Origin of the sequence: Bradyrhizobium sp. cf659 (genome assembly GCF_900113725.1) — a bacterium.
Classification (GTDB): domain Bacteria; phylum Pseudomonadota; class Alphaproteobacteria; order Rhizobiales; family Xanthobacteraceae; genus Bradyrhizobium.
In genome coordinates this window covers 505,231-523,213 of the sequence record NZ_FOQJ01000002.1, presented here as the reverse complement: position 1 = coordinate 523,213, position 17,983 = coordinate 505,231, and the positions used below count along the sequence as shown (strand labels likewise).

The following is a 17,983-nucleotide window of genomic DNA, read 5'->3' as shown; positions in this document are numbered from 1 at the left end:
GGCCTGACACGCCAGCCCCGGCAGCTCCGCTGCCCATTTGCCGCAGCTCGCAACGTGATCCAGTGCACAGACAGGGTCATGGCGGACGACTAGAAAAGGTGACATCTTCGCGCCCATTGCCGATGGAGGTGACGCCATGCGCCGTCCAATCCTCAGTCATTTGTTCTTTGCTTCCAGCCTTCTTGCACTCACGCAGCTGATGACGCCCACGCAGGCCGCAGCCGAAACGCGGCTCGCCCTCGTGATCGGCCAATCCGCCTATCGCACGGTGCCGGAGCTGCCCAACGCCGCCAACGACGCCAAGGGCATGACGGAGCTGCTCGGCAATGCCGGCTTCACCGTCACCACGGCGGCCAACCTCGGGCAGAACGAGATGCGCACGGCGATCTCGGATTTCGCCGGCAAGGTCAGCGCCAGCGGCGCCGACACCGTCGCGCTGGTGTTCTATGCCGGCCACGGCCTTCAGATCGACGGCGAGAACTATCTGGTGCCGGTCGATCTCGATCCCAAGCGCGAGGCCGACATTCCGCTCCAGGGCGTGCGGCTGAACGACCTGCTCAACACGCTCGGCGCGCTGCCGACGCGGGCGCGCATCTTCATGCTCGATGCCTGCCGCAACAACCCGTTCCCTGCTCTGAGCGGCGCGGGCCACGGGCTTGCGATCGTCGACACCAAGGCCGGCGCACCCGGCTCGTTCATTTCCTATTCGACCTCGCCCGGCGCCGAGGCCGAGGACGGTTCCGGCATCGACAGCCCCTACACCACCGCGGCGCTCTCGGTCGCCAAGCAACCGAACCTGCCGATCGAGGAAGTGTTCAAGCGCATCCGCATCGCCGTGGCGCAATCGACCGACGGACGGCAGATCCCGTGGGAAAGCTCGTCGCTGACGACCGACTTCAGGTTCTTCGGCGGCGAGAGCAGCAGCCTGCAGCCTGCCCTTCCCGGCGCATCCGCCATGGCGCTCGCCGGCGGCACGCGCAGCGTCGCGGACTGGCGCAAGGATTTGCAGGGCAGGGAGGCGAAGGTCGCCTATGAGCTCGTGATCGCCGACGACACCGCGGAGGCGTATCAGGCCTATATCGAGCTGTACACGCAGGACGCCCGCACGCCGCGCCTGCGCACGGTGCTGGAGCGCCGGCGCCAGATGCTGGCCTGGGAGCGCGCGGTGGCGATCAACACCCGCGCCTCGTTCGAGGCTTATCTCGCCAACTGGGACAACAGTGACCTCGCTGCGACCGCGCGCAGGCTGCTGCTTCGTGTGCAGAACCGCAACTACGTCCTGCCCGCGACGGTCGCAGCCGCGCCCGCCCCGGTCGCCGTCGCGATGGGCCCGACCTGCCCGTGCTCGACGCCATCGACACCGGCAACGCCGGTCAACCCGACAGTGGCGCCTGTGATCAAGAAGCGTGTCGACGACACCCCGCCGAAGCGCAAGGTCGTCGAGACGCCGCCGAAGCCGCGCCGGCCGCCGCCCGACGAAGTGATCTACGAGCGCGCGCCGCCCCCCGGCCCGCCGCCCGGCGCCGTGATGCAAGGCATCGGCATCGGGATTGGCATCGGCATGGGCATGGGTGGTGGCGGCCGCGGCGGCGATTATCACAACGACCGCGGCCGGTACTGACGGGGACTCGCGCGAGACGGAGGACAGTACGTCCTCCGTCATTGCGAGCACAGCGAAGCAATCCAGACTGCCGCCGCGGTGGGAATCTGGATTGCTTCGCGCAGCCTGTCATCGGGCCGCGCTTTGCGCGGACCCGTTGGCTCCCATTGACGACGGATGTAGAGAAATTGCGTCTGCCGCTTGCGATACGGAAATGCTGTAGTCTTATCAGCTAACAAGCATTTCCGGGGACCTCGATGCCGCACGATGCCGACGCCAAGCACACATGGCCGCTATTCCGCTCGCTCGCCTCCTATTCACTGCCGGGCGACCTGATGGCAGGCCTGACACTGGCGGCGATCGCGATTCCCGAGCAGATGGCCACCGCACGGCTCGGCGGCTTCGCGCCGCAGATCGGCTTCTTCGCCTTCATGGCGGGCTCGCTCGGCTTTGCGCTGCTTGGCGGCAACCGCTTCCTGTCCTGCGGCGCGGACTCGACGATCACACCGATCTTCGCCGGCGGGCTTGCGGCGCTGGCGGCCACGGGGTCGCCGGACTATCAGGGGCTTGCGATTGCGCTGGCGCTGATGGTCGGCGCCATGATGCTCGCCGGCGGCGCCTTCCGTCTCGGCGGCATCGCGAACCTGTTGTCGGTGCCGGTCATGGTCGGCTTCCTCGCCGGCATCTCCGTCCACATCATCGTATCGCAATTGCCGGGCGTGCTCGGGCTTGAATCGCCGAGCGGGCCGACACTCGATCGCATCGCCGTGCTCGCTGGCCAGCTCGGCCGCAGCAATCCCTTCACGCTGTGCATCGGTTTGGGCGTGCTGGCCGTGGTCTTCATGTCCGAAAAGGTCAGCGCGAAAATTCCCGGCGCGCTGATCGGGCTGGTCGCCGCGACACTGGCCACCATCGCGCTCGGCCTCGAGCGCAAGGGCGTCAGCGTCGTAGGCAGCGTGCCGGGCACGCTGCCGCGACCGACCCTGCCCGAGCTTGCGCCGGAGCTTTGGGTACGCCTCGTCCCGCTCGCCTTCGTGATCACGGTCGTGGTGATGGTGCAGACGGCCGCGACCACGCGCTCGTTCCCGTCCGATCCCGACAAGCCCGCCGATGTCGACCGCGATTTCCTCGGCGCCGGCGCCGGCAGCGTGCTGTCCGGCCTGTTCGGCGCCTTTCCGGTCAATGCCAGCCCGCCGCGGACGGGCATCGTCGCCGAGACCGGCGGACAATCGCAGCTCGCGGGCCTTGCCGCCGGGACAATCGTGCTGGCGCTGCTCGCGTTCGGCACGGGACTGTTGCAGCACGTTCCGGACGCCGCGCTCGGCGGCATCCTGCTGTTCGTCGCGCTGCGCATCATCCGCGTGAAGCAGATCGTCACGATCTACCGCCAATCCCCAAGCGAGTTCCTGCTGATCGTCGCCACCGCCGCACTGATCATCGTGGTGCCGATCCAGCAGGGCGCGTTCCTCGGCATCGTGCTGTCGCTGCTGCACGGCATCTGGAGCACCACGCGCGCCAGGCTGGTCGAGTTCGAGCGCGTGCCGGGCACCACGATCTGGTGGCCCGCGCATCCGCACATCGCCGGCGAGCGCATCGCGGGCGTCGCCGTGATCGGGCTCCAGGCGCCGCTGTCCTTCCTCAACGCGCCGGGCTTCCGCAGCGACGTGACCAAGGTGCTCGGCACGGCGACGCCGCAACTGCTGGTGCTGGAGGCGAGCGGCATGGTCGAGATCGACTTCACCGCCGCGCAGATTTTGCTCGAGCTGTTCAAGGCGTGCAGCGAACAGGGCGTCACGGTCGCGCTGGCGCGGCTGGAATCGGTGCGCGCCCAGGACGCGTTCGAACGCTTCAGACTGTTCGACGCCCTGCCCCGCGAGCACGTCTTCCACAGCGTGGACGAGGCGGTGCGCAAGCTGGCGAAATAGCGGCGTTCACTGCACCAGCGTGGGGTGATCCCGCTGTATCGTTTCGCGGATCCAGCTGGCGTGGATCGCGCGGAACAGGATCTGCGCCGTCTTGAGATCGTTCGCCTTCATGCAGAGATCGACGATGCGATGGACCGCATCATCGCGCATCAATCCATCCGAGATCTTCATCGCGATTTCCATCGCGACCTTGGCCGCGCGCTCGTAACGTTCGCTCTCGCGCTTGTCGTTGCGCGCAGAACCTGCCGCGCTCGCGGCCGCGGCGTCACAAATGGCGCGGATTCGCGCGGCGGCTTCGATGTCGCCGAGCGGCCCTTCGATCGTCTCGTCCCAGATGTCCGCCACCTTCTGCCTCGCGAACCACTTCATCGCCCCACCACCTGCGGTCTTCCAGCCGCCGTATTACCGGTCTTCAGGCTCGTTCAGCATAGAGAGGCCTGTCGAGATCAGCGAGGCAATTTTCCGCCTCGCTCCCTGGCTCGATACGCATTCAGGACGTCCGGCGTGGTCCGATGGCCTCGAACTGTGCCTTCTGTTCGTCATTCAGCGTAGCGTAGAAATCCTCCAGCGCTGCGCGAACCGACTTGACGCCGTCGAGCATCAGGTCGAGCCGCTTGCGGACCGCGGCCATTCGCGCCGGCGGCGTCATCACGTCGTTGGGCTGGCAGGCCGCCTTGAGCGATGCGCTGACCTTGGCGCTGGTATCCTGAAGCACCTGGAGCGCCGCGCGCTGAGTGTCGTTGAGGTGCAGCCGCGCCTCGATGTCGGCGCCGGGCCAATCGAGCGCAGCGGGCGCACCGCAATTCTGGACCAGCGATCCCCCGGTGTTGTTGGAAGCCGTCGCACGACGCTGGTCCTCGGCCAGCGCATTGAAGCGCGCCTTCTGCTCGTCCGTGAGCGAGCCGTAGAATTTATCCAGGGCGGGCTGAACGAGATCGACGGCTTTCTCCATCGCCTCGATGCGCTGCTGCATCGCCGTCAGCCGACCGGGCGCCGTCGCGGCGACCTGCACCGGGCAGGACGCGCGGATCATGCTCGCCGCCAGGATCGAGGCGTTGCCGAGCTCGTCGAGGCTTGCGCCTTGCGCCTCGCTCGGCTGCACCGCGGCGGCGATCTGGTCGATCGGCAGACCGACGATCTCGCGGCGGTCGCTGCCGCAAAGCTGATCCAGCGCAACGCCGCGCGCTTGCCGCCGCCCCTGCGGCCGCTGCGGCAGATAGGCCGAAAGACCGTCGTAGCCATAGGGCCCGAAGATGCCGGCATAGATGTCCGGATAGCCGTAGCCCCAGAAGCCGAGACCGTCGCCCCAGATCGTGTAGTCGTAGAGATCGTTATAGGCGAACGGCCAGAACAGCGGCCCGACCCAGCCATAACCGCCGCCCGCATGTTGCCACCATCCGCTGCTGGCGCCATGCCAGCCGGCGAGCGCGGCCGCCGCCGCGATCTGGGCTCGCGCCGCCGGATTGCCGATCAGACGGCCGTTGCGGAAGGCGCTGGAATGCACGTTGAGGGCGTTGCGGAAATTCGCGGGGCGGATGGCCGCATTGCGGATCTGACCGAAGTTCGGACCACCATGGCGGGCGCCGGTTGCAAACCGCATCCCTCGATAATGCCCGCCGCCGTGCGCGTGCCCACCGCCGTGACCGTGGAAATGGCCGCCGCCGTGGTGACCACCACCGCCATGCCCGCCTCCGTGCCCGCCGCCATGGCCGCCTTTCGCCAGAGCCGCGCCCGCCAGCATGCAGGCAAACGCCACCGCGGCAATTCCAACGACCGGTCGCATCATCGCACCCTCCCGCGCAGAGCCCTGCCATAAAGGCATCGGAACTTGGCGGGAATTGGAACCGGCAACTTTGCCAAAAGTTCCCGACCCTTGGCTGCGCAGACCCTACGCCTCAGGCACGATCTTGCCGGGGTTGAAGATATTGAGCGGATCTAGCGCCTGCTTCAGCGCCCGCATCGCGTCGAGCGCTTCGGGGCCAAGTTCGGCCTTGAGGTATTTCTGCTTGCCCTGGCCGATGCCGTGCTCGCCGGTGCAGGTGCCGTCCATCGCCTGCGCGCGCTCGACGAGGCGATGCATGAACTCCTCGCCGCGCGCCATCTCGTCGGCGTCGTTGGTGTCGCAGACCAGCGAGCAGTGGAAATTGCCGTCGCCGACATGGCCGACGATCGGCGACAGCAGATTGAGGCGCTTGAGATCCTCCTCGGTCTCGCTGACGCAATCGGCAAGCCGCGAGATCGGCACGCAGACGTCGGTGGCGACCACGCCGACACTGTCGCCGGGCCGCAGCGCCTTGACGGACCAATAGGCGTCGTGCCGCGCCTGCCACAGTTTGGTGCGATCCTCCGGCTTCGTCGTCCAGGAGAAGTCGCCGCCGCCGCATTCCTTTGCGATCTCGCCGAAGGCCTTGGACTGCTCGGCGACCTCGATCTCACTGCCGTGGAATTCCATCAAGAGCAGCGGCGTCTCCGGCAGCGTCAGCTTGGAATAGGCGTTGCAGGCCCTCACCTGCGCGGCATTGAGCAGCTCGATGCGCGCCACGGGAATGCCGGTCTGGATCGCCAGGATCACGGCCTGACACGCCCCGTGAACCGTCTCGAACGACACCGCGCCGGCCGCGATGGTCTCGGGGATGCCGCGCAGGCGGATGGTCAGTTCCGAGATGATGCCGAGCGTGCCCTCGGCGCCGACGAACAGATGCGTCAGGTCGTAGCCGGCGGATGATTTCTTGGCGCGCGTGCCGGTCGTGATGATTTCGCCGTCGCCGCGCACCACCTTCAGCGCCAGCACGCTGTCGCGCATGGTGCCGTAGCGCACCGCATTGGTGCCGGAGGCGCGCGTCGAGGCCATGCCGCCGAGCGAGGCGTCCGCGCCGGGATCGATCGGGAAGAACAGGCCCTGGTCGCGCAGATGCTCGTTGAGCGCCTTGCGGGTGACGCCGGGCTGGATCACGCAGTCGAGATCCTCGGCATGCACCGCCAGCACCTTGTTCATGTCGCGCAGGTCGATCGAGATGCCGCCGGCGGGCGCATTGACCTGCCCCTCCAGCGAGGTGCCGGTGCCGAAGGCGATCACGGGCACGCGGTTCCTGGCGCAGATGCGCACCACGTCCTGGATATCGGCGGTCTCCTGCGCCATCACCACGCCGTCCGGCGGCTGGTTGGGAATCCACGTGGTGGTATGGCCGTGCTGCTCGCGGACGGCCTGCGAGGTGATGAGGCGGTTGCCGAAGCGTGCGGCAAGCTGCTCCAGTGCGCTCGCGAGGGCTTTCGGCTCCGGCCGCGGCGGATTATTGGTGATGGTCGTACCCACGGAAATTCCTCCGACAGAAGAACCGTGGCAAAGGACATCTAACCGGTCAAGTCAAGCGACCGGACGCATAGCTAGGGAAGGACACATGCCGGAGACCGCCACTGCGCCCAAGGCCGAGCCTTTCCGCGCCTCGATCATGCAGATCGAGCCGCAATGGATCGATTACAACGGCCATCTCAACATGGCCTATTACAACGTGATGTTCGACCGGGCGATCGACGAGTTCTGGCTCGAGCTCGGCATCGGTCCAGTCTACAAGAAAGAGCGTCACGGCTCGACCTTCACCGCCGAATGCCATGTGCGCTATCTGCGCGAGATCCATCTCGGCGATCCCGTGCAGATCCTGGTGTGGCTGCTGGAGGCCGACGACAAACGGCTGCATACGTTCGAGGAGATGAGGCACGCCACTGAAGGCTGGCTATCGGCCACCTCGGAGAACATGTCGCTGCACATGGACATGAACGCACGGCGCGTTGCGGCGTTTCCGCCAGATATCCAGCAGCGCATCGCAGGCATCGCCAGGGCCCACAGCGACTTAGCCCGGCCCGAGGGCATCGGCCGGAGCGTGGCGATGCCCTCGAAGCGCTAGGCGTCTATATCCTCGTGCGGCCGCGGGCGAGGCCGACCACGGCCGAAACCAGGAACAGCACGACCGCGATGAAGAAGATGATCTTGGCGATTTCGATCGAAGCGCCGGCGATGCCGCCAAAGCCCAGGATACCGGCGATCAGTGCGATAACCAGAAACGTCACAACCCAGCCAAGCATGGTCAAATCCTCGTCTTGATATTGTCTGCGTCGGCACGGCTGGCCGCGCCACCTGTCCAGACAATCTCGACGCGGGAACGATGGTTCCTGCCCACGCAAGGTGGAATTAGCAGCTCCCGCAGGAACAAATCGGCCTGCCACGTACGTGGAAAACCTCGCACCGCCGCCCCATATAGGCACCAATCCCTGTTATGAAGGCTCCCTCCCGTCACCCCGCGGTGCCATCGTGGGGCCAAATGATTCGCATGACCGAGCCGAGCAAGATCACCTCCCAGAGCGTCCCCGACCACCAGCCTGCGGCCGGCGGCATCGCCGCGCGTGCGCGCGCCTCGGTGGGCCCGAAATATCTGTCCGGGCTCAATCCCGAGCAGCGCGAGGCGGTGGAGACGCTGGACGGCCCGGTCCTGGTGCTGGCCGGCGCCGGCACCGGCAAGACCCGCGTGCTGACCACGCGCATCGCCCATATCCTGAGCCAGGGCCGCGCCCGCCCCGCCGAGATCCTGTCGGTGACCTTCACCAACAAGGCCGCGCGCGAGATGAAGCACCGGCTCGGCCAGATGCTCGGCCACGCGGTGGAAGGCATGCCGTGGCTCGGCACCTTCCACTCCATCGGCGGCCGCATCCTGCGCACCCATGCCGAACTGGCGCAGCTCAAGTCGAACTTCACCGTGCTCGACGTCGACGACCAGGTCCGGCTGCTGAAGCAGCTGCTTCAGGCCGAGAACATCGACGACAAGCGCTGGCCGGCGCGCATGCTGGCCGGCCTGATCGACGGCTGGAAGAACCGCGGCCTGACGCCGTCGCAGGTGCCCTCAGGCGAAGCCGCCGTCTTCGCCAACGGCAAGGGCGGCAAGCTCTATGCGAGCTATCAGGAGCGGCTGAAGATCCTGAACGCGGCCGATTTCGGCGACTTGCTGCTGGAGAACATCCGCATCTTCCGCGAGCACCCGGATATCCTGCGGCAGTACCAGCATCGCTTCAAATACATCCTGGTGGACGAATATCAGGACACCAACGTCGCGCAATATCTGTGGCTGCGGCTGCTGTCGCAGGCGCCGGCGGCTACCTCCTTCGCCTCTCCCCGCTTGCGGGGAGAGGCCGACGCGCAAAGCGCGGCGGGTGAGGGGGACTCTCCAAGCACCGCGCTCGTGGAGACTCCCCCTCACCCCGACCCTCTCCCCGCAAGCGGGGCGAGGGAGCAGACGCCCCACGTCAAGAACATCTGCTGCGTCGGCGACGACGACCAGTCGATCTATGGCTGGCGCGGCGCCGAGGTCGACAACATCCTGCGCTTCGACCACGATTTCCCCGGCGCCAAGGTCATTCGCCTCGAACGCAATTACCGTTCGACCGGCCACATCCTCGCCGCCGCCTCGCACCTGATCGCGCACAATGAAGGCCGGCTCGGCAAGACGCTGCGCACCGAGGACCAGGACGGCGAGAAGGTCACGGTGACGGGCTCGTGGGATTCGGAAGAGGAAGCCCGCGGCATCGGCGAGGAGATCGAGCAGATCCAGCGCCAGGGCGAGAAGCTGAACGAGATCGCGATCCTGGTGCGCGCGTCCTACCAGATGCGCGAGTTCGAAGACCGTTTCGTCACGCTCGGCCTGCCCTATCGCGTCATCGGCGGCCCGCGCTTCTACGAGCGCGCCGAAATCCGCGACGCGCTGGCCTATCTGCGTGTCATCAACTCGCCGGCCGACGATCTCGCCTTCGAGCGTATCGTCAACACGCCCAAGCGCGGCCTCGGCGATGCCACCGTGCAGATGCTGCACGACCACGCCCGCAAGCGCCGCATTCCGCTGTTCGAGGCGGCGCGTGCGGTGGTCGAGACCGACGAGCTGAAGCCGAAGGCGCGCGGCTCCTTGCGCGACCTCGTCGCCCAGTTCGACCGCTGGCGCGCCCAGCGCGAAGTCACCGCACATACCGACCTCGCCCAGATCGTGCTCGACGAGAGCGGCTACACCGAGATGTGGCAGAAGGACCGTTCGGCGGACGCCGCGGGCCGGCTCGAAAACCTCAAGGAGCTGGTGCGCTCCATGGAGGAGTTCGAGAACCTGCAAGGGTTTTTGGAGCACATCTCGCTGGTGATGGACCGCGACGGCGGCGCCGAGGAAGACGCGGTGTCGCTGATGACGCTGCATTCGGCCAAGGGCCTCGAATTCGACAACGTGTTCCTGCCGGGCTGGGAGGAAGGCCTGTTCCCGAGCCAGCGCACGCTGGACGAACAGGGCCGCGCCGGGCTGGAGGAAGAGCGCCGGCTCGGCCATGTCGGCCTGACCCGCGCCCGCCGCCGCGCCATGATCTATTTCGCCACCAACCGCCGGATCCATGGCACCTGGTCGACCACGATCCCGTCGCGCTTCCTCGACGAATTGCCGGCGGCCAATGTCGAGATCACGGAATCCAAGGGCGGCTCGGCCTGGGGCGGCACCGGCGGCTATGGCGCCTCGCGCTTCGACGACATGGAGGCGTTCGGGTCGACCTATTCGACGCCGGGCTGGCAGCGCGCCCAGGCCAACCGCAACCGGGGCGGCGGCCGCACTGGCGCCGGCGGCCGCGGCAGCTTCGAGGAAGAGGCCGCGACGTTCTCGTCCTCCTCGTCATCAGGACCCGATTTCGGCAGCTTCTCCTCGCGCCGCCGCGGGCCGATGACGATCGAGGGCGAGCTGGTCGCCAAATCCACCGGCACGACCTCGGAATTCTCGCTCTCCGACCGCGTCTTCCACCAGAAATTCGGCTACGGCCGCGTCACCAAGATCGACGGCAACAAGCTCACCATCGCCTTCGACAAGGCCGGCGAGAAGAAGGTCGTGGACAGCTTCGTGCAGCGGGCGTGAGGCCCTCCCCTGTTGCGGCGGCGTTACGCCGCCGTCTTTCTTCGCTCTACGCCCCTTGACCACCGCGAACTTCCCCGTATCAGATGCGGCCATGGTCCGGGGCTCCATCACATTGATCGTGCTTGCATTGGGGATGCCGTCGCTTGCGGCGGCGGAGACGATGAGCTTTGGCGATGCGATCGGAAAGCTGGCGGCGAGCTGCGGTGCGGAAATCGTTGCCAATTGCCGCGGCGTCAATCCGGACTCGACCCGGCTGAAGGAGTGCCTGTCCCGCAACCGGGACGTGCTCTCGCCGCAGTGCCAGAGCGATTATCTCGGCGTCTTTGACGCCATCCAGAAGCGCATCGCCGCACGGGTCGCGGTGGCGAACGCCTGCCAGCGCGAGATCGTCAAGGTCTGCGGCGGCTCGACCAAGGAGACCAGCAAGTCGATCCCCTGCCTGGTCTCGACGCCCAAGGGCATCAGCAACAACTGCCTGAAGGCCGTGGACGACGCGGGGTATCGATGATGCGCGCGAAGGGGCTCTCCACCGCCGGACGAGGCATCGCTCTTGGTATCAGTCTTGGTCTCGCCTTGCTCGCGGGCGCAGCCAGCGCGCAGACGGCGCCGCCGACCCGCGACGACATCGTCGGCAAGCTGAACCATTTCGAAGAGGCTGCCGAAATCGACCTTCCCGCGCTGAAGCAGCAGGTGATGGAGCGCGCCAAGGCCAGGATCAAGAACGATCCGGGGCCGGTAAACCGGCCGCCGATCGCGCCTGATCTCACCAAGCTGCCCGCCTTCAACGCGCAGATCCAGTTCGACGCCGACACGCCGATCATCCAGCCGGCGTCCTACCAGGCCGTCGGCCGCATCGCGGACGCGCTGGTTCATGCCTCGCTGCTGCCCTACACCTTCCTGATCGTCGGCCACGTCGAATCCAATTCGAAGACGCGCGAGGCCAACGCGATCCTGAGCCAGCGCCGGGCGGACGCGATCCGCGACGTGCTGGTGAACACGTTCAAGATCTCGACCAAGCGGCTGCACCCGATCGGCCTCGGCGAGGAGCAGTTTCTCGACCGGGCGAAGCCGACCTCGGCCGTCAACGGCCAACTGCAAATCCTGACCTTTGCCAAGGTACCGGAGGAAGCACCCGCGCATCCGGCTGCGACACCTGCGCCTGCGACGAAAAAGCCCGCCAAAAAGCGCTGAGCAAGCGCGCCTCGGCACCTGACGGAACCCCTTGAAGTCCTGATTGTTTTGTGACCTGTTTCACAGCGCGACAGCACGGTCTTGCGCGACAATAGTGCCGGTTTGTGCACTGCCCTATCAGGTGCTATAGGCTCTGGTTCGTCCTTCCCCAACCCTGTGCTGCATGAGACCAAGATGGGTGGCTTGTTTCAACGCCAACTTGCCGTTTATGTCGAGTACCATCGCGATCCCCGGAATACGGCGATGCATGTGGTCGGCATCCTCTTGCTGTTCACGGGCGCCGTGCTGCCGCTGACGTTGGTGAAGGTGCCGCTGTTCGGAACTGAATTCAGCCTGGCGGTCATACTGGCCTTGCCGGTTCTGATCTATTGGCTGCTGCTCGACGTTGCGCTCGGGGTCGGCATTCTGGCCGTCTCCATCGTGCTGTTTTCGATCGCCACGACCATTTCGGCGCAAGCTAGCACCATGACGATGTGGGCGATTTTCGCCACGCTGGTCGTGCTCGGCCTTGCCGCGCAGACCATCGGCCACAAGGTTTTTGAGGGGCGCGAAGCCTCGTTATTCACGTTTCCGTCGCATCTTTTGCTGGGACCGATGTTTGTCATGGCAAAATTATTCATTGCACTGGGCTTCCGTCGCGACCTTGCCGCGATTCTGGCGCCTCTTCCGACCAATTCCCTTTCAACCCGATAGCTCTAGAAGCGAAACAGCAAACCTTCTTCATGGCTCTCGTACTGGTTACCGGTGGCAGCGGCTTCATCGGACATCATCTCGTAGAATCGCTCCGCGCCCGTGGGCAGCGGGTGCGTGTTCTCGATGTCCGGCCGCCGGCCGCGGCGAACGCCGACGTCGACTATGTTCACGGCTCGGTGCTGGACGGCGCCGCGGTCGATGCCGCGCTGGCCGGCGTCGATCAGGTCTATCACCTCGCCGGCCTGCCCGGCATGTGGGTTGCCAACAAGCAGGACTTTCACGACGTCAATTTCCGCGGCACCGAGGTCGTGCTGGCAGCTGCGATGAAGCGCGGCGTGTCGCGCTTCCTGCACTGCTCGACGGAATCGATCCTGTTCCCCTATGCCGACCTCAACGGCGTTCCCGCCGAGGAGGCACTCCAGCCGGCCGACGCGATGCCCGGCGCCTATACGCGGTCGAAGTCGCTCGCCGAGCACCACGCCGCGAAGGCCGCGGCCAATGGCTTTCCGCTCGTGATCGGCACGCCGACCATGCCGATCGGAGCCGCCGACCACAATCTGACGCCGCCGACCGCGATGCTCTGGTACTTCCTCCAGAAGAAGGTGCAGCCGCATCTCAACTTCCTGGTCAATCTCGTCGATGTCCGCGACGTCGCCATGGGCCTCGTGCTGACGATGGAGCGCGGCCGCATCGGCCAGCGCTACATCCTCGGCGGCGACTGCGTCCCGCTCGGCCGCATCCTGCGGATGATGTCGGCGATGAGCGGCCGCCGGCAGTTCCCGATCGTCGTGCCCGGCAAGATCGCCGAACTCTCCGGCATCATGCTCGAATATCTATCCGACAACTTCACGCGCCGGCCGCCCAACGGCACCGCAGAGGGCGTGCGCATTGCGCTCGCCGCGAGCGATCTCTCGATCGGCAAGGCGCGGACCGAGCTCGGCTACTCGCCGCGCCCGATCGAGCCGGTCCTGCGTGAAACCATCACCCATCTGCTCGCCCGCGGCGGCGTGCTGCCCTCCGGCGCCATCGAGCAACACGCGCTCTCCTCGCGCGCGGGCTAACGCCGCCGCCCAACGCAAAGAACCTTCATGTCCTTCGATTTCAGCAAGATTCTCTCTGTCGCCTGGGGTGGCTGGACCACGACCTGGCCGACGCAACTGCTCGCCCTGATCTGGCTCGCCTGGCTCGCAAGCTGGGTCGGCGCCTCGTTCTGGCAGGGCCGCACGCAAAAGCAGGTGATGACGCTGGAGTCCGGCCGCTATCGCATCCCGATCCTGGTCGGCGGCATCCTGTTCACGCCGTGGACCGCCGAAGTGCTGGGTGAGAAGCCGCTCTGGGTGTTCAGCAACATTGGCGTCTACATCGTCGCGCTGATCGTGCTCGCCGGCATCTCCTTCACCTGGTGGGGACGGCTGCATCTCGGAAAATTCTGGTCCAACACCATCACCCACAAGGAAGACCACCGCGTCATCGACACCGGCCCGTACGGCATCGTCCGTCATCCGATCTACACCGGCCTGATCGCCGGCATGCTGGCGACTGGCATCGCGGTCGGCACGGTGACCGCGATCCTCGGCGCGATCCTGATCTCGCTCGGCATGTGGCAGAAGGGACGGATGGAAGAGGTGTTCCTGTCGAAGGAGCTCGGCGAAGACGCCTACGGCGCCTATTGCCGCCGCGTGCCGATGATCATCCCGTTCCTGTCGCCGCGGTGATGTAACAAGCCGCCATATCCTCCGATGTCGTCCTGGCGAAAGCCAGGACCCATTACCCAAGGAGGAGTTTGGCGAAGATTCGTCGTTCGGTACTCCCACCATCCCCAATCGATAGATTCCGCGGTATGGGGTCCTGGCTTTCGCCAGGACGACGTGGTGGAGGCAGCGCGCCTTTGCCAGGAACCGCCCTTCCGCTCGCCCGTTACCCCTCGACACCGCACTGACCGCAGAGCATCGCGCCATGTCGGACGCCTACGATTATTTTCGCGAGCACGCCATTGCCGCCGCGCGAAAGGCGCGGGCGCTGCCCCCGGGGCGGCCGAAGCAGAAGCAGCGCACGGTGGCGCGGGTCTATCATCTCCTGTCCAAGGAGGCCGCGCTGACGCCGAACATCCATCACCTCAACGATTTTCGCGCGGCACGGCGGCTGGAGCGGCAGATCGGCCGCTGATCCGCGGCCATTTCACCCTGCCATGCAAATTCGATCGGCTGCCATTCCACGGGAATAGGCCCGGCCGGCGCGCCGCACAGGTTGACGTCTGCCCCTTCAGCCAGTTGGATGCGCGCGCACACAGGGGCCTCTCATGACTTTTTCCAGCATCTTTGCGCAGTTCGTTGCGTTGCTCGGCGGCATCGCGCTGCAATGGCGGAAGCTCTCGGGCACGGAGCCCGCGCCGGCCTGGGGTCAGACGCCCGCCATTCCCGAGGCGAAACCGCAAGGCGCCATCCCGACCCTGAAGATGCCGACCGCGCGCGGCTGGAGCGAGGGCCAGAAACCGACCGTCGCGCCAGGGCTCAAGGTCAACGCGTTCGCGACCGGCCTCGACCATCCGCGCTGGATCGAGGTGCTGCCTAATGGCGACGTTCTGATCGCGGAAGCGACGCAGATCGCGGGTGCCCCGCGCAGCGTGTTTCACTACGCGATGCAGGCGACGATGCGGCGCGCCGCCGCGCTCGGCGTTTCCGCCAACCGCATCACGCTGCTGCGCGACAAGGACGGCGACGGCGTCGCCGAAGTTCGCGGCGCCTTCATGGAGAACCTCAGCCAGCCGTTCGGCATGGCGCTGGTCGGCGACACCTTCTATGTCGGCAACACCGACGGCGTGATGGCCTTCCCCTATGTCGCCAATGCCGACCGCATCACCGCACCGGGCAAGCGGCTCACCACGTTCAAGCCGAGCGGCCACTGGACGCGCAGCCTGCTCGCCAGCCCCGACGGCAAGAAGCTCTATGCCGGCGTCGGCTCGCTCAGCAACATCGCCGAGATGGGCATGGAGGTCGAGGAAGGCCGCGCCGCGGTGTATGAGCTCGACCTCGTCGCCGGCACGCATCGCATCTTCGGCGCCGGCCTGCGCAACCCGGTCGGATTGGCGTGGGAGCCGAATACGAACGTGCTCTGGACCGTCGTCAACGAGCGCGACGGCCTCGGCGACGAGACGCCGCCGGACTATCTCACCTCGGTGCGCGACGGCGGCTTCTATGGCTGGCCCTATTGCTACTGGGGCAAGACGGTGGACGACCGCGTGCCGCAGGATCCGGCGATGGTCGCCAAGGCGCTTCAACCGGACTATGCGCTCGGCGGCCACACCGCCTCGCTCGGCCTGTGCTGGGTGCCCGCCGGCACGCTGCCAGGCTTCCCCGACGGCATGGCGATCGGCCAGCACGGCTCGTGGAATCGCAGCACGCTGTCCGGCTACAAGCTGGTGTTCATCCCGTTCGACAACGGGAAACCCTCCGGCCCGGCGCGCGACATCCTGTCGGGCTTCCTGGCGCCGGACGAGAAGGAATCCTACGGCCGCCCGGTTGGCGTCGTGATCGGCCCCGACAAGAAGTCGCTGCTGATGGCCGACGACGTCGGCAACGTGATCTGGCGCGTGACGGGGGCGTAAGGGTTACGTTCCCACACACAACGTGGCGCGCTGCTTGCGCAGCAGCGCGATCACGGACAGCGCCGTGATCAGCCCCGTCTTTGGATTTTCCGACGGGATGTTCTCGATCGACATCGAGAAGCGCGCCGAATCCGCCTCGACCTCGATGCGGTGAACGTTGCGCGTGACGGTCGGATCGGCCCAGATCTGCACCGAAGTGCGATCAGGCCCGACGCCCGCGAGCGACAGCGCCACCGCGACGTTGAGATTGGCCGGAAAGCCTTTTGCGGCTTCGCGCGCGGTGCCCTCGAACAGCTTCAGCGGCTCGCGCAGCTTGTCGATGTCGATGTTGTTCTGGACGATAAAGGGCGCGCCCTTCAGCCCGTCGATCGGCTTGCGCGTCACCATCTTCACCGAATGAATGGTGCCGATGGCCGCGGCGTTGACGGCGTCGAGCCCGATCAGCGCGCCGGTCGGCACGATGATGCGGCCGCCATTGGCACGGGCAAGATCGACCAGATCAAAATTGTCGAGCAGCCCGCCGACGCTGACGACGACCGCGGCCTTGCCGCGCTTCACTGCCGGCTCGACGATGGCGCGCAACTGGCTGCTCGGTGCACACTCGACCACGATGTCGGCGGCCTCACCGAGCTGGTCGATCGGCAAAACCTGCGGCGGGCGACGCAGGCCGTCGAGGAATGCCTGATGCTTGGCGGGATCGCGCACGGCGACGGCGGACAGTGTCAGCCCCTCGATGCCCTGATCGAGCGCGGTCGCGATCTTGGTGCCGATCGAGCCCAGGCCCGCGATGGCCACCCGCAATTCGCGCGAAGCGTTCTGATCCGTCATCACCTTCCACCTTCTGTCCAGGCCAATGTCATAGCCCCTCAGGCCTCGCGCGCATAGCTGCGCAGGCGCGCCTCGAGCACCGCCAGCATGGCATCGCGGGCCGGATCGCGCGAGCCGCGCAGCCAGGCGGCGGCGAGCGGCAGCCGGCCGACCGGACCGCTCTGCTTCGGCCTGAGCGGCACGAAGCAGACGCCTGACACCGCCATTCGCGTGGTCCAGCGCGGCACGATCGCGACCCCGAGCTTCGTTGCCACCAGCTGGATGATGGTCTGCTTCTCGTCGGCGACCTGCACGATGCGCGGCGTCAATCCGGCCTGCTCGAACAGCTTGATCGTGAGGTCATGGCTGTGCGGCCGCGAGCGGCGATCCGGCACCAGCATGGCCTCGTCGGCGATCTGCGCCAGCGTGACCGACTTGCGATCCGCGAGCGCATGGCGCTGGGGGAACGCCACGATGGCGGTCTCCTGGAGCAGATCACGGAATTCGAGCCGCTTGTCGGCGCGGTCGGGCGGACGGACGAAGGCGAGATCGAGCGCGCCCGTCAGGATCTTCGGCAGCAGCCGGACGGTCTTGTCCTCGAGGAGCTGCACCGCGATGTCAGGATGCTTGTCGCGGAAATCGCGCAGCAACGGCGGCAGCAATCCCGCCGCCGCGCTGTCGATGGCGCCGACCCGCAGCCGCCGCGCGGCTCCCGCACGCGAGCGGTTGCGCAGATTATTCTCGACCGCCTCGACCTTGGCGAGGATGGCGCGGGCGTCGCGCAACAGCGTGGCGCCGTCCTCGGTGAGCGACACCGCGCGCGTGGTCCGCGCGAACAGCCGCGTGCCCAGATCCTCTTCCAGCAGCCTGATCTGGCGCCCGAGCGCAGACGGCAGCATCTGGAGCTGCTGCGCCGCATGGCCGAAATGCAACTGCTCGGCCGCCGCCACGAAGCATCGCAACTGATGCAATTCCATTCGCCGGTCCTCGCGTCTATGCCTAGGGCAATCGCATGTGAAGATTCACACAAGGTCGTCATGCCCGGGCTCGTCCCGGCCATGACGCCGTGGAGGCTTTGGGGCGCCCAACACTGTCATGCGATAGCCCCGTGCGCTTCACCTAGCGAGGATTATATCATTTTTTTGTATAAACCAGTGCCGATTGAGTATGCCTCCTGCCCCCGCCTACGCTCATGGCCGGCGTAGACCTCCGGGTCCGCCGACATAACGAGAAAACCGGGACA

General features: G+C 66.5%; 17 protein-coding genes. 11 read left to right on the top strand and 6 right to left on the bottom strand.

Features of this window, described 5'->3' with window-relative positions:
* Positions 1-136 precede the first annotated feature (136 nt).
* Positions 137-1,621: a caspase family protein gene (locus BM118_RS11600; protein ID WP_092185310.1), complete on the top strand. Its 1,485-nt coding sequence runs from the start codon at positions 137-139 to the stop codon at positions 1,619-1,621.
* 236 nt (positions 1,622-1,857) lie between these two features.
* Complete coding sequence (locus BM118_RS11595; protein ID WP_092185302.1) at positions 1,858-3,525, top strand: SulP family inorganic anion transporter; 1,668 nt, start codon at positions 1,858-1,860, stop codon at positions 3,523-3,525.
* 6 nt (positions 3,526-3,531) lie between these two features.
* Here the strand turns inward: BM118_RS11595 and BM118_RS11590 are convergent, their stop codons facing one another.
* The 3 genes from BM118_RS11590 to BM118_RS11580 all read right to left on the bottom strand — a co-directional run bounded on the left by BM118_RS11590 (position 3,532) and on the right by BM118_RS11580 (position 6,838).
* Entirely contained in the window at positions 3,532-3,894 is a 363-nt protein-coding gene (locus BM118_RS11590; RefSeq protein WP_092185301.1) for a hypothetical protein, read from the bottom strand.
* 121 nt (positions 3,895-4,015) lie between these two features.
* Positions 4,016-5,311, bottom strand: coding sequence for a Spy/CpxP family protein refolding chaperone (locus BM118_RS11585; protein ID WP_177234216.1), 1,296 nt, complete (start codon positions 5,309-5,311; stop codon positions 4,016-4,018).
* A 102-nt stretch (positions 5,312-5,413) separates the two neighbouring features.
* The gene (locus tag BM118_RS11580; RefSeq protein ID WP_092185299.1) at positions 5,414-6,838 is read right to left on the bottom strand and encodes an FAD-binding oxidoreductase; all 1,425 of its coding nucleotides are present in this window, start codon (positions 6,836-6,838) and stop codon (positions 5,414-5,416) included.
* Positions 6,839-6,923: 85 nt separating this feature from the next.
* On the opposite strand from BM118_RS11580, the gene BM118_RS11575 reads away from it, so the two are divergent.
* On the top strand, positions 6,924-7,427 hold the full coding sequence (locus BM118_RS11575; protein ID WP_177234215.1) for a thioesterase family protein: 504 nt from the start codon (positions 6,924-6,926) through the stop codon (positions 7,425-7,427).
* A gap of 4 nt (positions 7,428-7,431) precedes the next feature.
* Here BM118_RS11575 and BM118_RS11570 read toward each other — a convergent pair whose 3' ends face one another.
* Positions 7,432-7,605: a DUF1328 domain-containing protein gene (locus tag BM118_RS11570; protein WP_011089300.1), complete on the bottom strand. Its 174-nt coding sequence runs from the start codon at positions 7,603-7,605 to the stop codon at positions 7,432-7,434.
* 236 nt (positions 7,606-7,841) lie between these two features.
* Here BM118_RS11570 and BM118_RS11565 point away from each other — a divergent pair, with 236 nt between their 5' ends.
* The 8 genes from BM118_RS11565 to BM118_RS11530 all read left to right on the top strand — a co-directional run bounded on the left by BM118_RS11565 (position 7,842) and on the right by BM118_RS11530 (position 15,933).
* Positions 7,842-10,445: an ATP-dependent helicase gene (locus tag BM118_RS11565; RefSeq protein WP_177234214.1), complete on the top strand. Its 2,604-nt coding sequence runs from the start codon at positions 7,842-7,844 to the stop codon at positions 10,443-10,445.
* A 91-nt stretch (positions 10,446-10,536) separates the two neighbouring features.
* Positions 10,537-10,953 carry a hypothetical protein gene (locus tag BM118_RS11560; protein WP_092185289.1) on the top strand — a complete coding sequence of 139 codons (417 nt, stop codon included), beginning with the start codon at positions 10,537-10,539 and terminating at the stop codon, positions 10,951-10,953.
* Entirely contained in the window at positions 10,953-11,636 is a 684-nt protein-coding gene (locus BM118_RS11555) for an OmpA family protein (protein WP_092186140.1), read from the top strand. The genes BM118_RS11560 and BM118_RS11555 overlap by 1 nt, the downstream gene beginning before the upstream one ends.
* A gap of 174 nt (positions 11,637-11,810) precedes the next feature.
* Positions 11,811-12,329 carry an Mpo1 family 2-hydroxy fatty acid dioxygenase gene (locus tag BM118_RS11550; protein ID WP_177234213.1) on the top strand — a complete coding sequence of 173 codons (519 nt, stop codon included), beginning with the start codon at positions 11,811-11,813 and terminating at the stop codon, positions 12,327-12,329.
* Positions 12,330-12,358: 29 nt separating this feature from the next.
* Positions 12,359-13,390, top strand: coding sequence for an NAD-dependent epimerase/dehydratase family protein (locus BM118_RS11545; RefSeq protein WP_092185287.1), 1,032 nt, complete (start codon positions 12,359-12,361; stop codon positions 13,388-13,390).
* Between the two features lie 27 nt (positions 13,391-13,417).
* Positions 13,418-14,044, top strand: coding sequence for a methyltransferase family protein (locus BM118_RS11540; RefSeq protein WP_092185286.1), 627 nt, complete (start codon positions 13,418-13,420; stop codon positions 14,042-14,044).
* Between the two features lie 241 nt (positions 14,045-14,285).
* On the top strand, positions 14,286-14,495 hold the full coding sequence (locus BM118_RS11535) for a hypothetical protein (protein WP_092185285.1): 210 nt from the start codon (positions 14,286-14,288) through the stop codon (positions 14,493-14,495).
* A gap of 133 nt (positions 14,496-14,628) precedes the next feature.
* On the top strand, positions 14,629-15,933 hold the full coding sequence (locus BM118_RS11530) for a PQQ-dependent sugar dehydrogenase (protein ID WP_092185284.1): 1,305 nt from the start codon (positions 14,629-14,631) through the stop codon (positions 15,931-15,933).
* Positions 15,934-15,936: 3 nt separating this feature from the next.
* Here BM118_RS11530 and BM118_RS11525 read toward each other — a convergent pair whose 3' ends face one another.
* Together BM118_RS11525 and BM118_RS11520 are read right to left on the bottom strand one after the other, a co-directional pair.
* Positions 15,937-16,761 carry an aspartate dehydrogenase gene (locus BM118_RS11525; RefSeq protein WP_177234212.1) on the bottom strand — a complete coding sequence of 275 codons (825 nt, stop codon included), beginning with the start codon at positions 16,759-16,761 and terminating at the stop codon, positions 15,937-15,939.
* A 38-nt stretch (positions 16,762-16,799) separates the two neighbouring features.
* A complete protein-coding gene (locus BM118_RS11520) occupies positions 16,800-17,717 on the bottom strand; it encodes a LysR family transcriptional regulator (RefSeq protein ID WP_092185282.1) in 918 nt (305 codons plus the stop codon).
* Positions 17,718-17,983: the final 266 nt, after the last annotated feature.

Excerpts from the sequence above, each read along its gene's own strand:
- BM118_RS11540 (WP_092185286.1), top strand. The coding sequence starts at position 13,418 with ATGTCCTTCGATTTCAGCAAGATTCTCTCTGTCGCCTGGGGTGGCTGG.
- BM118_RS11600 (WP_092185310.1), top strand. The coding sequence starts at position 137 with ATGCGCCGTCCAATCCTCAGTCATTTGTTCTTTGCTTCCAGCCTTCTT.
- BM118_RS11520 (WP_092185282.1), bottom strand. The coding sequence starts at position 17,717 with ATGGAATTGCATCAGTTGCGATGCTTCGTGGCGGCGGCCGAGCAGTTG.
- BM118_RS11585 (WP_177234216.1), bottom strand. The coding sequence starts at position 5,311 with ATGATGCGACCGGTCGTTGGAATTGCCGCGGTGGCGTTTGCCTGCATG.
- BM118_RS11535 (WP_092185285.1), top strand. The coding sequence starts at position 14,286 with ATGTCGGACGCCTACGATTATTTTCGCGAGCACGCCATTGCCGCCGCG.
- BM118_RS11575 (WP_177234215.1), top strand. The coding sequence starts at position 6,924 with ATGCCGGAGACCGCCACTGCGCCCAAGGCCGAGCCTTTCCGCGCCTCG.
- BM118_RS11525 (WP_177234212.1), bottom strand. The coding sequence starts at position 16,761 with ATGACGGATCAGAACGCTTCGCGCGAATTGCGGGTGGCCATCGCGGGC.
- BM118_RS11550 (WP_177234213.1), top strand. The coding sequence starts at position 11,811 with ATGGGTGGCTTGTTTCAACGCCAACTTGCCGTTTATGTCGAGTACCAT.
- BM118_RS11565 (WP_177234214.1), top strand. The coding sequence starts at position 7,842 with ATGATTCGCATGACCGAGCCGAGCAAGATCACCTCCCAGAGCGTCCCC.
- BM118_RS11560 (WP_092185289.1), top strand. The coding sequence starts at position 10,537 with ATGGTCCGGGGCTCCATCACATTGATCGTGCTTGCATTGGGGATGCCG.
- BM118_RS11595 (WP_092185302.1), top strand. The coding sequence starts at position 1,858 with ATGCCGCACGATGCCGACGCCAAGCACACATGGCCGCTATTCCGCTCG.
- BM118_RS11590 (WP_092185301.1), bottom strand. The coding sequence starts at position 3,894 with ATGAAGTGGTTCGCGAGGCAGAAGGTGGCGGACATCTGGGACGAGACG.
- BM118_RS11530 (WP_092185284.1), top strand. The coding sequence starts at position 14,629 with ATGACTTTTTCCAGCATCTTTGCGCAGTTCGTTGCGTTGCTCGGCGGC.
- BM118_RS11545 (WP_092185287.1), top strand. The coding sequence starts at position 12,359 with ATGGCTCTCGTACTGGTTACCGGTGGCAGCGGCTTCATCGGACATCAT.
- BM118_RS11555 (WP_092186140.1), top strand. The coding sequence starts at position 10,953 with ATGCGCGCGAAGGGGCTCTCCACCGCCGGACGAGGCATCGCTCTTGGT.
- BM118_RS11570 (WP_011089300.1), bottom strand. The coding sequence starts at position 7,605 with ATGCTTGGCTGGGTTGTGACGTTTCTGGTTATCGCACTGATCGCCGGT.